Source organism: Streptomyces hawaiiensis (assembly GCF_004803895.1).
Classification (GTDB): Bacteria; Actinomycetota; Actinomycetes; order Streptomycetales; family Streptomycetaceae; genus Streptomyces; species Streptomyces hawaiiensis.
The window spans coordinates 7,834,090-7,850,558 of sequence record NZ_CP021978.1; the positions used below are offsets into that span (position 1 = coordinate 7,834,090).

At 71.7% G+C, this 16,469-nt stretch carries 5 protein-coding genes; all 5 read left to right on the forward strand.

Annotated elements, in window-relative coordinates:
* The first annotated feature begins 10 nt into the window (after positions 1 to 10).
* The 5 genes from CEB94_RS35770 (at position 11) to CEB94_RS35790 (ending at position 16,458) form a co-directional block, all read left to right on the forward strand.
* Positions 11 to 862: an ABC transporter ATP-binding protein gene (locus CEB94_RS35770; protein ID WP_175436092.1), complete on the forward strand. Its 852-nt coding sequence runs from the start codon at positions 11 to 13 to the stop codon at positions 860 to 862.
* Positions 863 to 956: 94 nt separating this feature from the next.
* On the forward strand, positions 957 to 2,015 hold the full coding sequence (locus CEB94_RS35775; protein WP_175436093.1) for an iron-siderophore ABC transporter substrate-binding protein: 1,059 nt from the start codon (positions 957 to 959) through the stop codon (positions 2,013 to 2,015).
* Between the two features lie 3 nt (positions 2,016 to 2,018).
* On the forward strand, positions 2,019 to 3,806 hold the full coding sequence (locus CEB94_RS35780) for an ABC transporter ATP-binding protein (RefSeq protein ID WP_175436094.1): 1,788 nt from the start codon (positions 2,019 to 2,021) through the stop codon (positions 3,804 to 3,806).
* Between the two features lie 57 nt (positions 3,807 to 3,863).
* Complete coding sequence (locus CEB94_RS35785) at positions 3,864 to 14,768, forward strand: non-ribosomal peptide synthetase (RefSeq protein ID WP_175436095.1); 10,905 nt, start codon at positions 3,864 to 3,866, stop codon at positions 14,766 to 14,768.
* Positions 14,758 to 16,458 (forward strand): ABC transporter ATP-binding protein, encoded by a 1,701-nt coding sequence (locus CEB94_RS35790; RefSeq protein WP_175436096.1) that lies wholly within the window; start codon positions 14,758 to 14,760, stop codon positions 16,456 to 16,458. The genes CEB94_RS35785 and CEB94_RS35790 overlap by 11 nt, the downstream gene beginning before the upstream one ends.
* Positions 16,459 to 16,469: the final 11 nt, after the last annotated feature.

Consider the following 16,469-nt stretch of genomic DNA (forward strand, 5'->3'; position numbering starts at 1 on the left):
GGGGGGACCCGTGGTCGCACAGTCCGTCACCGAGGCCGCGGTCGGCGACGCCTCGCGGCTGGCAGCCCGAGGCGTCACGGTCGGCTACGGCGGCCGGGTCGTCATCGACGGCCTCGACGTGGCGATACCGCCCGGCGTGATCACCACGATCATCGGCCCCAACGGCTGTGGGAAGTCGACCCTGTTGCGGACGCTGTCGCGGCTGCTCAAGCCGGCCAGGGGGACGGTCGTCCTGGACGGCGAGGACATCGGCGGGCTCAGGACGCGGGACGTGGCGAAGAAGCTCGGTCTGCTGCCGCAGGCGCCGGTCGCGCCGGAGGGGCTGACCGTGGCCGACCTGGTGGCCAGGGGCCGTCACCCGCACCAGAGCTGGCTGCGCCAGTGGTCGTCCGACGACGCCGACGTGGTGGAACGCGCACTCGCCATGACCGGCGTGTCCGACCTGGCCGACCGCCCGGTCGACGCGCTGTCCGGCGGGCAGCGACAGCGCGTCTGGATCTCCATGACGCTGGCTCAGGGCACCGACCTGCTGCTCCTGGACGAGCCGACGACCTATCTGGACCTGGCGCACGCGGTCGACGTCCTCGACCTGGTCGACGACCTGCACGAGTCGGGCTGCACCGTCGTCATGGTGCTGCACGATCTCAACCTGGCCGTGCGCTACAGCGACCACCTCGTGGTGATGCGGGAGGGGTCGATCCTGGCGCAGGGGCATCCGCGGGACGTCGTCACCGCCGAACTGCTGCACGAGGCCTTCGGGTTGCGCGCTCAGGTGATCGACGACCCGGTCGGTGACCGGCCGCTCATCGTGCCGATCGGGCGCACTCATGTGCACCCGGGACACATCCCGATAAAGGAGTAGAGGTAAGGCTAGGCTAACCTCATTCGAGCGCGATAAGGTTTGCCTGCCCTTAGGCGAGGGTGCAGCGAACTAGCGCGAAAGCAAGGGGTTTTGGATGCTCCTCCATCGAACGACGTCCCGGAAGCCATGGCGGCGGCTGGCGGCGGTCGTGTCCGCGGCCGCCCTCGGCGTCGGTCTCCTCGCGGGATGCGGCTCGGACTCGGCGGACACGGCGGACAACAAGAACGAGGGCACCCAGGCCGCGGCAGCCGGCGCGTTCCCGGTCACCGTGGAGCACGCGTTCGGATCCACGAAGGTCGAGAAGGCGCCCCAGCGGGTCGTCTCCGTCGGCTACACCGACGACCAGACCATCCTGGCGTTCGGCATCAAGCCCGTCGGCATGGTCGACCAGTACCCCAACCCGCCGGGCAAGTCCCCCGACATCAACACCCAGTGGCCCTGGGTGAAGGACAAGTGGGGTGACACCAAGCCCGAGGTCATCATGAAGAACGGCGACTCCGGCCCCAACTACGAGAAGATCGCGGCCCTTCGCCCCGACCTGATCGTCGCGGTCTACTCGGAGATCGACCAGGCCGGCTACGACAAGCTCTCCAAGATCGCCCCGACGGTGGCCCGCACCAAGGCCGAGAAGGAGCCCTTCAGCGCCCCCTGGCAGGACAACGCCCTGCACATCGCCAAGGCCCTCGGCAAGGCCGATGAGGGCCAGAAGATGGTCGACGGCATCCAGGGCCAACTGGACGCGGCCAAGAAGGCGCACCCCGAGCTCGGCAAGGAGACCGCCGTCGCGCTGTCCTGGTACAAGGACTCCGTGGCCCCCTTCACCTCCACCGACGTACGCGGCCGGCTCGTCACGGGCATCGGCTTCCAGTACCAGACGGAGATCGACAAGGTCGCGGGCGGCAGCTTCTACACCCAGCTCTCGCCGGAGCGCATCGACCTAGTCGACGTGGACCGCATCTTCGTCATCAACGACAAGGCCGACACCGAGGCGCTCAAGAAGTTCAAGCTGTTCGCCAACCTCGACGCCGTGAAGAAGGGCAACGTGTCCTACCTGCTCGACAGCGAGGGGCCGGCGGTCGGCGCGGCCATCTCCCAGGGCACCCTGCTGTCCATGCCGTACGCGATCGACGAGCTCGTCAAGTCGGTCGAGTAGGAAGTGAGCACCACCGACACGCGCGTCGCGCCGGCGACCCTGCGCACGACAACCGGACGCGAAGCCGGCCGCTGGGTCGCGGCGCACTGCCGCGAGATGCCCGGGCTGACCACCGCGACCGTGCTCACCACGGTCGCGGGGGCGGCGCTCCAGGTGCTCCCGGTGCTCCTGCTCGGCCGGGTGGTCGACGGGGTCGTCGGGGGCGAGGACCGTTCGGTCCTGGTCACGATCGGGGTGCTGATCGGTGCCGCCGCGCTGCTCGGCGCGGCGGCCACCGCGGTGTCCACCTACCTGATCGGACGGCTGGGCGCGGATCTGCTCGCGCGGCTGCGCGAAGGCGCCGTCCGGGCGGTGCTCGGCATGCCGAGCGCGCGGATCGAGCAGGTCGGCCGGGGAGACGTGCTCTCCCGGGTCGGGGACGACGTGGCCGTCATCTCCAAGGGCATCCGCACGGCCGTCCCCACGGTGTTCTCGGCGGGCGTGCTGGTCATTATCGCGACCCTCGGCATGTTCGGGCTGGACTGGCGGCTGGGCCTGGCCGGCGCGGGCGCGCTGCCCGCGTACGCGCTGGCGCTGCGCTGGTACCTGCCCCGTTCCGCACCGCTCTACCGCAAGCAGCGCGTGGCCCAGGCCGACCGGGCCCAGGCGTTCATCAGCGGCCTGAACGGCATCGACACGGTCCGCGCCTACCGTCTGGAGGGTGCCTTCCGCGAGAAGGTCACCACCGAGTCGTGGCGGGTGCGCGAGCTCGGTATCGAGGTGTTCCGGTTCTTCGGCCGGTTCGTCGGCCGGGAGAACCGCGCCGAGTTCATCGGGCTGGTCCTGATCCTCGTGGTCGGGTACGCCCTGCTGGAGGCCGACGCCGCCACGCTGGGCGAGGTGTCGGCGGCCCCGCTGCTGTTCCACCGGCTGTTCACCCCGCTGGGCGCCATCATGTTCACCTTCGACGAGGCCCAGAAGTCGGGCGCGAGCCTGACCCGCCTGGTCGGGGTGCTCGGGGAGTCCGCCGAGGAGCGGCTGGTCGGCGACGAGTCCGTCCCGGCGGCCCGGGCCGGGGCGTATCCGGTGACCGTCGAGGGACTGACGTTCCGTTACCCCGGCTCCGAGGAGCCGGTGCTGCGGGACGTCGACCTGACGATCCCGGCCGGCGGGTCGCTCGCCCTGGTGGGCGCCACGGGCGCGGGCAAGACGACTCTGGCCGCCCTGATCGCCGGTATCGGCACCCCGGAGGCCGGGTCGGTGCGCATCGGGACGACGGACCTCTCCGGCCTGGACGAGGCCGGGGCGCGGGCCCTGGTGAGCATCCTGACGCAGGAGACGCACGTGTTCTCCGGCCCGCTCGCCGACGACCTGCGGCTGTCCGCGCCGGGGGCGAGCGACGCCGAGCTGCTGGACGCGTTGCGGACCGTCGGCGCCGAGGGCTGGGTCCGCTCGCTGCCCGACGGGCTGAACACCCCGGTCGGCGAGGGCGGTGAGCGCCTGGACGTCACCAAGGTCGCCCAGATCGCCCTGGCGCGGCTGGTGCTGGGCCGGGCTCCGGTCGTGGTGCTCGACGAGTCGACCGCGGAGGCCGGCAGCGAGGGCGCCGCCGAGCTGGAGCGGGCCGTGCTGGCCGCCTGTGCGGGCCGGACCACGCTGTTCGTGGCGCACCGGCTGACCCAGGCGATGGCCGCGGACCGGATCGCCGTGCTCGACGCGGGCCGCGTCGTGGAGCAGGGGACGCACGAGGAACTGGTGGCTCTGGGCGGCCGGTACGCACGACTGTGGCGGGCCTGGCGAGAGGGTAGTTAGGCAAGCCTTATTTAGGTTAGCCTAACTCCACATTCTGGAAGGGACGCTGAGTCTTCGATGATGCAACCGCGCGCTCGTCTCGCACTGATTTCCCCCACACGCCTGGCCGACGTGCGCCGGCGGATCGGCGACTACCCGGACAGGACCATCACCGAGGCCTGCGCCATCGCCCTGTCGTACTGGGCGACGGGCCGAAGCCCCGAGGGCATCGACCTCGCCCCCGGCACGCTCTTCGCCGACGTCCTCGGCTGGGTCGACAACGGCGGCGGCGCGCCCGGCGGTTGGGAGATCTCCCCGGACGGCCGCGGCATCACCGTCCCCGACGACGTCACGCCCGAGGACGCGCAGCTCGCGCTGGACGACCTGGCCGAGTTCCCGGACCGGCCGCTCGGCACCATCGGTCCGTCCAGCGTCGAGGCCAGGCTGCGGACCCTGGCCGGGTGGAACGACAACCGGGCCGACCGGGCCCGCCCCACCATCGTGGAGATGTTCCACGAGCAGGCGCGTGCCCGGCCGGACGCCGTGGCGGTCGTCGACGAGCACCGGTCACTGACCTACCGTGAAGCGGCCGAGCTCTCCAGCCAGTTGGCCCATCACCTGCTCGCCCGCGGACTCGGCTCCGAGCAGGTCGTGGGAATCTCCCTGACCCGCTCCGCCGACATGGTCATCGGGCTGCTCGCCGTGCTCCAGGCCGGGTGCGCCTTCGTACCGCTCGATCCGCAGTGGCCCGCCGCGCGCCGGGCCGTCGTCATCGCCGACGCCCGGGTCGTCGTCCAGCTCAACGCCTCGGGCGAGCACGACCCGGCCGAACCGGACGCCGTGGCCGTCGACCTCGGTGACTGGCGGTACGGCTCCAACCCGAAGGACGGGACCGGCGTCACGGTCCTCGGCGACGCACTGGCCTACGTGATCTTCACGTCCGGTTCGACCGGGCGGCCCAAGGGCGCGATGATCCGTCACGAGGCGATCAGCGAACGCCTGCTGTGGCAGGTGAACGAGATCCTCGGCTTCGGCCACGACGACGCCTCCCTGTTCAAGGCGCCGCTGTCCTTCGACATCTCCATCAACGAGATCTTCCTGCCCCTGGTCTGCGGCGGCCGGCTCGTCGTCCTGCGGCCCGGCGGCGAACGCGACCCGCACCACCTGCTGAGCGTCATCGCCGAACAGCGCGTCACCTTCACGTATCTGGTGTCCTCCATGCTGGACGTGCTGCTGGAGATGGCCGGCGACACCGGCCGCCTGGACAGCCTGCGGCATGTGTGGTGCGGCGGGGAGGTGCTCACCCCCGAGCTGTACGAGCGGTTCCGCACCAAGCTCGACAACGTCCCCATGTACCACGGCTACGGCCCCGCAGAGACGACCATCGGCGTCTCGCACGTCATCTACCGGGGCGCCGCGGAACGCCTGTCGACATCCATCGGCAAGGCCAACCCCAACACCCAGCTCTACGTCCTGGACGACGAACTGCGCCCGGTCCCGGTCGGCGTCGGCGGCGAACTGTACGTCGGCGGCTTCCTCCTGGGCCGCGGCTACGTGGGCGCACCCGGCCTGACCGCCTCCCGCTTCGTCGCCAACCCCTTCGCGAACGACGGCTCCCGCCTCTACCGCACCGGCGACCTCGCCCGCTTCGCCCCCGACGGATCGCTGGACTTCCTCGGCCGCGCCGACAACCAGATCAAGATCCGCGGCATGCGACTGGAGATCGAGGACGTCGAGGCCGGTCTCGCCGAACACCCCCGCGTACGGCACACCTGCGTCGTCGCCAAGAAGAACGCGGCCGGCGGCACCTACCTCATCGGCTACGTCATACCCGCCGCCGGCAGCGAGGACCTGCGGGCCGACGAGGTCAAGGCGTGGGCCGGCGCGCACATGGTCGAGTACATGGTGCCCGCCCACATCGTGGTGATGGAGGAGTTCCCGCTCACCGCCAACGGCAAGCTCGACCGGAACGCGCTGCCCGAGCCCACTCTCGGAACGGGCTCGCTCGTCCGCCCCGCCACCGACGACGAACGCGCGGTGTGCGCCGCGGTCGCGGAGGTGCTGCGCCTCGAAGAAGTCGGCGTCGACCAGGACTTCTTCCAGCTCGGCGGCGACAGCATCCTCGCCATCTCCCTGCTGAGCGCACTGCGCGAACAGGGCCTGCACGTCACGGCACGGCAGATCTTCACCCACAGCACCGTGGGCGCGCTGGCAGCGGTCGCGAGCCACGAGGACGTCTCCACCGTCGACCACGCCGACGTCGCCACCGGCACCGTCGTGGGCTCACCCATCGTGCAGTGGCTCGGCGAGACCACGGACGCCGTCGACGGCTTCGTCCAGTCGGTGGTGCTCACCACCCCCGCAGACCTGACCGCGGACGCCCTCGACGCGATCCTCACCGCCCTCGTCGCCCGGCACGACATGCTCCGCGCCAAGCTGGTGCGCGGCAGCCGCTGGAGCTTCGACATCCCCGAGGCGGACCCGGCCGGGCCGGGATGGCAGCAGAGCGACCTGCCGCTCGACGAGTGCATCGCCCTCGCCACCACCGGACTGGACCCCGAGGGCGGCGTGATGCTCCGCGCCGTCTGGCGCCCCACGGCACGCCAACTCGTCCTCGTCGCCCACCACGTGGTCATCGACGGCGTCTCCTGGCGCGTCCTGATGGAGGACCTGGCCACCGCCTGGCACCGGTTCACCTCGGGTGACCCCATCGAACTCCCCCCGGTGGGCACGTCCTTCCGGCGCTGGACCCAACTGCTGGAACGCGCCGCCTTCGACGCCGACAGCTCCTGCTACCGGCGCCCCCTGCCCGGCGAGGACCAGCCGCTGGCCCACCGCGCCCTGTCCGAGACGGACACCGTCGCGAACGAACGCCTGCGGACCGTCTCGGTCGGCCCCGAGGTCACGGCCGCGCTGCTGAACGAGATCCCCGCGAAGTTCCACACCGGCGTCAACGACGTCCTGCTCACCGCGCTCGCCGTCGCCCTCGCCCGACGGCGCCGCGACCTCGGCCAGGACCAGACCTTCGCCCACATCGAACTCGAAGGCCACGGCCGCGAAGCCGGGTTCGTGGCGGGCTCCGCCGGCTTCGAGCCGGAACTGTCGCGCACCGTGGGCTGGTTCACCACCCTCTTCCCGGTGACCGTCGACCCCGGCACGGCGGCCGACTTCACCGCCCCCGCCTACCTGGCCGCCGCGCTCAAGGCGGTCAAGGAGGACCTCGCCCGGGTACCGGACAACGGCATCTCCTACGGCGCCCTGCGCTACCTCACCCACAGCGAGTTCGACGCCCCTGCCCCCCAGGTGCTCTTCAACTACCTCGGCCGCTTCGCCGCCGGTGCCTCCGGCGACTGGCAACTCGCGGGCAGCACCGGCCAGCTGGGCGAGAAGCGCGACCCGCGGATGCGCCTGCCGCGCGCCCTGGAGTTCAACGCGATCGCCGAACCCGCCGCCACCGGCGCGTACGAACTGGTCACCACCATCTCCTGGCCCGACGGCATGTTCACCGACGCCGACATCACGACACTCGGCGACTACTTCCGCACGGCCCTGGCCGGACTCGCCGCACTCGACCAGGGCGGCCACTCGCCCAGCGACTTCCCCCTGGTACCGCTCACCCAGACCGACGTCGACGCCCTGGACGGCCCGTCGCTGCGGGACGTCCTGCCGCTGACACCGCTCCAGGAAGGCCTCTACTTCCACTCGGTCTTCGACGACGACTCCGCGGGCGCCTACGTCGAGCAGCAACTCCTCACGCTGGACGGCGAGATGGACGCCGACCGGCTCACGGCGGCGGCCACCCGGCTGCTCACCCTGTTCCCGAACCTGGCCGCGCGCTTCACGGCCCTCCCCGACGGCCGTGTGGTCTCCGTCCTGGAGAACGGAGTCGAGGCCCCCTTCACCACGCTGGACCGCCCCGGCATCACCGACGAGGAGATACGCGACCTCGCCGAACGGGACCGCCGCGCCGGCTTCGACCTGGCCACCGGCCCCCTCATGCGGTACACGCTCATCCGCACCGGCTCCGGGCGGAACGTCCTGGTGCAGACCGTGCACCACATCATCGCCGACGGCTGGTCCGTGCCGCCCATGCTCCGCGCGCTGCTCGCCGAGTACCACGCCCCCGGCACCGTCCACCCCATCGGCGGCTTCGCGGACTACGTGCACTGGCTCGCCGCCCGCGACGCCGACGAGAGCGACCGCGTCTGGCGCGAGGAACTCGCCGCACTGCCCGGCCCCTCGCTGATCGCCGAGGGCCACACCCCCTCCGACCGCTTCGCCGACACCGCCGTGGAGCCCGAGGGCGACATCGACTCCGCCGTCCGCGAGGCCGGCGTGCCGCTGAGCGTCGCCGTGCACAGCGCCTGGGGCCTCACTCTGGGCGGCATCCTCCGGGGCCGGGACGTGGTGTTCGGCTCCACGGTCTCCGGCCGCGACGCCGAGGTGCCCGGCATCGAGGACATGGTGGGCCTGTTCATCAACACCATCCCGGTACGCGCCCGTTGGGTCCCCGGCACCACGGCGGCCGACCTGCTCTCCTCGGTGCGCGACCACCAGAGCGCGGTCCTGCCGCACCAGCACGTCTCCCTCGCGCGCATCGGCCGCCAAGCGGGCTCCGGCTCCCTCTTCGACACCCTCGTGGTGTTCGACGTAGCCACCGACGTGACGTCCCTGCGGAGGCCGGGCGACACACTGACCATCACGGACCTCGTCAACGAGGGCGCCCCGCACTATCCGCTGACGCTGGTGGTCGAGCGCGCACTCGACGGCCGCCCGCGCTTCAACCTCATCTACGACGGCGAACTCCTGCGCGAGACCACCGCCCGGGCGATCCTGCGCACGTTCACCCGGACCCTGACCGGCCTGCTCGCGCACCCGGACACCCTGGTCGACGACCTGGCAACGGGAGCCGAACGACGCCCCGCCCCGATCACCCCGACCACCCTGGGCGGACTGTTCGACGCCGCCGCCCGCCGCGACCCGGCGGCCACCGCCGTCACCCAGTGCGGCCTCGACGGGGCCGCCCGTTCCCTCACCTACGGCGAACTGACCGCCGCGAAGGACGCCCTGGCCTCCGCCCTGCGCGCGGCCGGAGTCGGCCCGGGCAAGCGGGTCGCCGTGGCCGTCCCGCGCTCCCTGGAGCAGGTCGTCGCCCTCGTCGCGATCGTCAGTGCGGGCGGCGCGTACGTCCCGCTGGACCTGGCGTACCCGGACGAACGGCTGGAGTACATCCTCGCCGACGCGGCCCCGCAGGTCGTCCTCGTCGACCGTGACCAGCGCGACCGCTGCACGCAACTTTTGGCCCGGGCGGGAGTGGCCGCCCGTGTGCTGGTGCGGGGCGAAGAGCCCCCGGCCGCCCTCACGGTCCCCAGTGTCGAGCCCGACTGGCACACCCCGGCCTACGTGATCTACACCTCCGGATCCACGGGCCGCCCCAAGGGCGTCGTCGTCCCGCACTCCAGCGTGGTGTCGCTCCTCGCCCACACGCAGCCCGGCATGGACTTCGGCCCCGACGACGTCTGGGTCCAGTTCCACTCCTTCTCCTTCGACTTCGCCGTCTGGGAGCTGTGGGGCGCGCTCGCGCACGGCGGCGAGCTGCTGGTGCCCGAGTACGGGCTGACGCGCTCCCCGGTCGACTTCCACCGGCTGGTCCGCGAGCGGGGCGTGACCGTGCTCAACCAGACCCCGTCGGCCTTCTACCAGTTCATCGAGGCCGACCGGCTCGCCGGCGAACCACTGCCCGCACTGCGCCGGATCATCTTCGGCGGCGAAGCCCTGGACCTCGGACGCCTGCGCGGCTGGGTCGAGCGGCACGGCACGGCCGCCCCTGAGCTGGTCAACATGTATGGCATCACCGAGACCACCGTCCACGTCACCCACCGGGTGCTGACCGACGACGACTTCCGTCCCGGCGACGACGTCAGCCCCATCGGCGGCCCGGTCCCCGGCCTGGTCACCTACCTCCTCGACGACCGTCTCCGCCCGGTGCCGCCGGGCCGGGAGGGCGCCATCTACGTCGCCGGCGACCAGGTGTCACTCGGCTACCTGGGCAGGCCCGGCCTCACGGCGGGCCGCTTCGTGGCGAACCCCTTCGCGGCCGACGGCTCCCGCATGTACCACACGGGCGACCTCGCCATCCGCACCCTCGACGGCGAGCTGGTCTTCACCGGCCGCGCCGACGACCAGGTCCAACTCAAGGGGTTCCGGATCGAGTTGGGCGAGGTGGAGACCGCGATCAGAGACTTCGACGGCGTGACCGACGCGGCGGTGACGGTGGCGGACACCGGCGACCACCTGATCGCACACGTGGTGGGCAGCGTGCCGACCGACCTGAGCGCCCGCCTGTCGTCCAAGCTGCCCGTCCACATGGTCCCGGGCCAGATCCTCACCATCGAGGCCCTACCGCTGACGATCAACGGCAAGCTGGATCGAAAGGCCCTGGCTGGACGTCCCCTTGGGGGCGCGGGGAACTGCGCGACAAGCCACGACGCGTCCGCAGGTGAAGACACAGCACTTGCCACGCTGGTCGAGATCTTCACTCACACACTGCCCGGCTCAGACGTAACCGCCGACACCGACTTCTTCCGCGCCGGAGGCGACAGCATCATCGCCATCACGGTGGTGAACAGGGCCCGGACACTGGGCCTGCCCCTCACCCCCAGGGACGTCTTTCTGTTCAAGACGCCCCGCGCCCTGGCGGAACACCTGGGTACGAACACACACCGCCCCGCACCGGCGGCAGCCCACCGCGAGGACGGCCCACTGCCCCCCACTCCGATCGTTCTCCGCCAACGCGAACTCGGCGGCTCCCTCACCCGCTTCGCCCAGGCCAGGACCCTCCAGGCCCCCGAAGGCACCGGCTACGCCGACGCCGTACGCGCCGCGAACGCCGTGGTCACCGCCCACCCGGTCCTGCGGCTGAGGCTCCGGACAGAGCACGGCGTGTGGACCCTCCGCACCGACCCCGCCCGCGAGATCACCGTCGCTCGCCCGGACACCACCGATGCGACAGCTGTCGCTGACGAGGCCGCCGGACAACTCGACCCCCAGTCCGGTGAGTCCATCGCCTTCGCATGGCTGGAGGCGAGCCACACCCTCGTCGTCACCGTGCACCACCTGGCCGTCGACTCGGTGTCCTGGCTGATCCTGCTCGACGACCTGACAGCGGCCCTGCGCGGCGAGGCCCTGGCCCCGCCGACCACCTCCTACGCCGAGTACGCCGAAGCCCTGACCCTCCGGTCGGCCCGTACCGTCGACGACCTCGGCCCATGGATCACCACGCTCCAGGCCCCCGAACTGCTGCCCGCCCCCGGCGCACTGCGCGAGACCACCGTCGTCCTCGCCCCCGACGTGAGCGACCGCCTCACCCGCACCGCGCCCGCCGCACTCGGCGTCGGCCTCACCGAGCTGCTGTGCGGCGCCCTGCGCACCGCGCTGACCCGGATCCAGCCGGCGCCCACCGACCTCGCGATCGACCTGGAGCGGCACGGCCGGGTCCCGGTCCTCGCACAGCACGACTACACCCGTACGGTCGGCTGGTTCACCTCCATCGCGCCCGTACGGCTCACCCCGCACACCGACCCCGTCGCCGCCGCTCGCGAGGTCGTCGAGCGCCAGCCGGACGAGGACGGACACGTCGCCTACGGCCGGCTCCGCTACCTCAACCCGCAGACGGCCCCGCTGCTGACCGCCAGCCCGCAGGTACTGTTCAACTACCTCGGCCGGGGCAGCGAGTCCCAGGCGCTGCACCTCACCGGCGGCGACCAGGGCAGTCCGTACGCCGTCGAGGTCAACGCGTGGACCGACGAGGCCACGGGAAGCCTGCTCGCCGAGTTCGTCCTCGCCGAGGGCATCCCCGACGAGATCACCGAGCACTGGCGCAGCGCGCTCCAGCACCTGGCGGACGCCGCGACGACAGCCGAGCGCACCGCGCCGGTCACCCCGCTCCAGCGCGGCCTGTTCTTCCAGGCCCAGATGGCGGGCTCGGCCGGACACTACGTCGCGCAGAACTGGTTCACCTTCGACCGGCGCCTGGACAGCGACGCGCTGACCGAGGCCATGGCCCACGTGATCGCGCGGCACCCGGTCGTCGGCGCCGGCTTCGGCACCGACGACGACGGCAACCCGGTGCAGGTCCTCAAGGCCGGCCGACGGGTCGACGTCCGTACGGTGGCCCTGACGACGGACGCGGAGGTCGACGCGCTGCGCGCCCGGGACCGTGACACAGGCTTCGACCCGGGCGAGCCGCCGCTGATCCGGCTGACCGTCGTGCGACTGCCCGGCGACCGGGACGGCCTGCTGCTCAGCTACCACCTGCTGCTGTGGGACGGCTGGTCCCGCGAGATCGTCCTGCGCGACCTGTTCGACGCCTACCGCGCCCTTCTCGCGGGCGAGCCGCTCGACCCGACGCCGGCCACGCCGAGCTTCGAGGAGTACGCCCGGGCGCTCGCCGCCAAGGACCCGGCCGGGTCGGAGCGCTTCTGGGCGGACCAGCTGGCCGCTCTGCCCGGCCCGACGCTGCTCGCCGGACCGGCGCCGTCGTTCTCGGACGACCTGCCGCAGGCCCTCGTGCACACCCTGTCCGCCGAGCAGTCCGACCTGGTGCGGGAAGCGGCCCGGGTGCACGGCGTCACCCTGAACTCGGTGCTGACGGGCGCGTTCGGCCTGCTGCTCGGCGCGCACACCGGCCGCAGCGAAGCCGTGTTCGGTGTGACCGTCTCCGGCCGCGACGGGGAGGGGCTGTCCGACATCGTCGGCGTGCTGCTCAACACCGTGCCGATGTGGACCCGGCCCCGCCCGGACGACACGGTCCGCGCCTACCTGTCGGCCGTCCAGGCTGCCCGGGTCGAGGCGATGGAGCACGAGCACCTCGGGCTCGGCGAGATCCAGCGCGCCAGCGGTCACGACACCCTGTTCGACAATCTGTTCGTGCTCCAGAACTTCCTGGACATGGACGCGTTCGCCGAGATGAACACCCGGCACGGCATCACCTCGGTCAAGGCCGATGACTCCACCCACTATCCCTTCACCTGGGTCGTCACCCCCGGCGACCGGCTCACGGTCAAACTGGAGTACCGCGACGGCGACACCGGGAACGCCCGCCGTCTCCTCGACGACTACCTGAGCCTGCTCGAGGACCTGGCCCGGGCGACCGGGCCGGTCGGCGCGCTGCGGGGCCTGGGTCCGATGCCCGAGCCGGCCACGCGCACGGACGTCGGCACGGACACCGTCGTCGACCGGTTCGACCGGGCGGCGGACCGCGACCCGCAGCGGGTGGCGCTCGTCGCCCACGGCTCGACGATGACCTTCGGCGAACTGCGGGACCACAGCCGGGCCGTGGCGGGTGTGCTCGCCGCGCGCGGCATCGGCCCCGAGACGACCGTGGGCCTGGCGATCCCGCGCTCCCTCGACTGGATCGTGGCGCTGTTCGCCGTCCTGCGCGTCGGTGCCGCGTACGTGCCGCTGGAGCTGGACCACCCGGACGAGCGGATCGCCGCCATCGTCGAGGACGCCGGGCCGGACCTGATCCTCACCGTGAGCACCGTGTCACCCCGGCTGACCGGCGAGCTGATCGAACTCGACCGGCCGCTCCCCGAGGCCGAGCCGTTCGTGACGTTCGCGCCGGAGGACCCGGACCGGCTGGGCCACCCCGCGTACACGATCTACACCTCCGGCTCGACCGGGAAGCCCAAAGGCGTGGTGACCGAGTACGCCGGTCTCACCAACATGCTGGTCAACCATCAGCGCCGGATCTTCGAGCCGGTGCTGGCGCAGCACGGCCACCGGGTCTTCCGGATCGCGCACACCGTGTCGTTCGCGTTCGACATGTCGTGGGAGGAGCTGCTGTGGCTCGCCGACGGCCACGAAGTGCACATCTGCGACGAGGAGTTGCGCCGCGACGCGCCCCGGCTGGTCGAGTACTGCCTGGAGCACGGCATCGACGTCGTCAATGTGACCCCGACCTACGCGCAGCAGCTGGTGGCCGAGGGCCTGCTCGACAACCCGGCACGGCGGCCCGCGCTGGTGCTGCTCGGCGGTGAAGCCGTCACGCCGACGCTGTGGCAGCGCCTCTCCGACACCGAGGGCACGGTCGGCTACAACCTGTACGGGCCCACCGAGTACACCATCAACACCCTCGGCGTCGGCACGTTCGAGTGCGCGGACCCGGTGGTGGGCGTGGCCATCGACAACACGGACGTGTACGTCCTGGACCCCTGGCTGCGGCCCCTTCCGGACGGCGTCCCCGGCGAGCTGTACGTGTCGGGCATCGGCATCGCGCGCGGCTACCTCGGGCAGCCCGCCCAGACCGCGCACCGCTTCGTCGCCTGCCCGTTCGGCGAGCCCGGCGAGCGCATGTACCGCACCGGCGACCTGGTGGTCCGCCGGCCGGACGGCAACCTGATGTACCTGGGCCGCACCGACCAGCAGGTCAAGATCCGCGGCCACCGGGTCGAACTCGGCGAGGTCGAGGCGGTGTTCGCGGCGCACCCGGCCGTGCGGTTCGCCGCCGCGGTCGCCCAGCCCGACCCGCAGGTCGACGGCGCCCACCGGCTGGCCGCCTACCTGGTGCTGGAGGGCGCTGAGCTGGCGGCCGTCGCCGCCGAAGTGGGCGCCGCACTGCCGGACTTCCTGCGGCCCACGCACTACGCACAGGTCGACAGCATCCCACTGACGGTGAACGGGAAGGCCGACACCAAGGCGCTGCCCGAGGCCAAGCCGCTGGGCGCGCTGACCACGGTGGGGGAGCGCGGCCCGCAGACCGAGACCGAGACCGCGGTGTGCGAGTACTTCGCCGAGGCACTTGATCTTGACGACGACGAGGTGAGCGCGGTGAGCGACTTCGTGTCCCTCGGGGGACACTCCATGCTGGCGGTACGGCTCGTCGGGCTGCTCCGCCGCGAGTACGGTCCCGTGATCACGATCCGCGATCTGTTCACCCTGCGAACCCCGGAAGCGATTGCCCGCCATCTCGATGACAACTGACACGCAGCGGCCCCGCGAAGGGGCCGCCATCCTCCGGACCGCCCTGCGCCGCAACATCGGCGCCATGGCCTGGGGCACCCTCCTCATGGGCCTCTACCAGGCCGGTGAGACGGCCTTCCCCATCGCGCTCGGCCTGATCGTCGAGCACACGATGCGCGAAGGCCGCAGCCTCCAGGCGCTCGCCCTGTCGATCGGCGCGCTCGCCGTGATCATCACGACGGTGTCGCTGTCGTGGCGGTTCGGCATGCGGATCCTGCAGAAGGCCAATACGACCGAGGCGCACCGCTGGCGGGTGAAGGTCGCGGCCTGCGGCCTGCAACCCGTGGCCAGGGACGTCGACCTCAAGTCCGGCGAGGTGCTGACCATCGCCACCGAGGACGCCGACCAGACCGCCGACATCATCGAGGTGGTGCCGCTGCTGATCAGCTCGCTCGTCGCGGTGCTGGTCGCGGCGGTCGCCCTGGGTCTGGCCGACATCCGGCTCGGACTTCTGGTGATCGTGGGCACCGTCGCGATCCTGTCGATCCTCAGCGTGATGTCCAGGCGGATCGGCTCCAGCACCCAGGAGCAGCAGGCCCGGGTGGCGCGGGCGGGTGCGAAGGTCGCCGACCTGATCACCGGCCTGCGCCCGCTGCACGGCTTCGGCGGCAACCACGCGGCGTTCCGGTCCTACCGGAAGGTCAGCACGGAGGCGAAGCACCAGTCCATCACCGTCGCCAAGGTGAACGGCGCCTACGCGGGTACCGCCCTGGCCCTGAACGCGGTCCTCGCCGGCGCCGTGACCCTGACGGCGGGCTGGCTGGCGTTCGAGGGCCGGATCAACATCGGGGAACTCGTCATGGCCGTGGGCCTGGCGCAGTTCATCATGGAGCCGCTCAAGCTGTTCTCGGAGATGCCCAAGTACGTGATGATCGCGCGCGCCTCGGCCGAGCGAATGGCGCTGGTGCTGTCGGCCCCGCCGGTGATGACCCCGGGCGCCGAACGCCCGTCCGCGGGCGGCGACCTGGAGATCGACTGCGTCCGCCACGGCACCCTGGCAAACCTCAAGTTCCAGGTGGAGGCGGGCGAGTTCGTCGCCATCGCCCCCTACCAGCCCCGCGCTGCGGCCGACCTCGCCGCCGTCCTGGCCGTGCGCGTCCCGCCCGCCGCGTACGAGGGGACGGTACGGATCGGCGGCCGGGAGCTGGCGGACCTCTCCGTCGAGGCGGTCCGCGAGCACATCCTGGTCAACCCGTACGACGGGGAGATCTTCGCCGGCACCCTCCGTACGAACATCGACCCGTCGGGCACCAGCCGGACGGTCCCCGACGCCGTCGAGGCCTCCATGCTGACCGACGTCGTCGCCCTGCACCGCGAAGGCCTCGACTACGGGGTCCGCGACCGGGGCGCCAACCTCTCCGGAGGCCAGCGCCAACGCCTCTCCCTGGCCCGTGCCCTGGCCGCCGACACCGACGTCCTCGTCCTGCACGACCCGACGACAGCGGTGGACGCGGTCACCGAGCAACTCATCGCCCGCAACGTGGCGAAGCTGCGCCGTGGCCGCACGACGATCGTCATCACCAGCAGCCCGGCGTTCCTGGATGCGGCGGACCGAGTGCTGGTCCTGGACGACGGAGTCATCACGAGGGAGGACACCCACCGCAACCTCCTGGCCAACGACGAGGCCTACTGCCTGGCGGTCGCACGGTGAGTTTCAAGGGA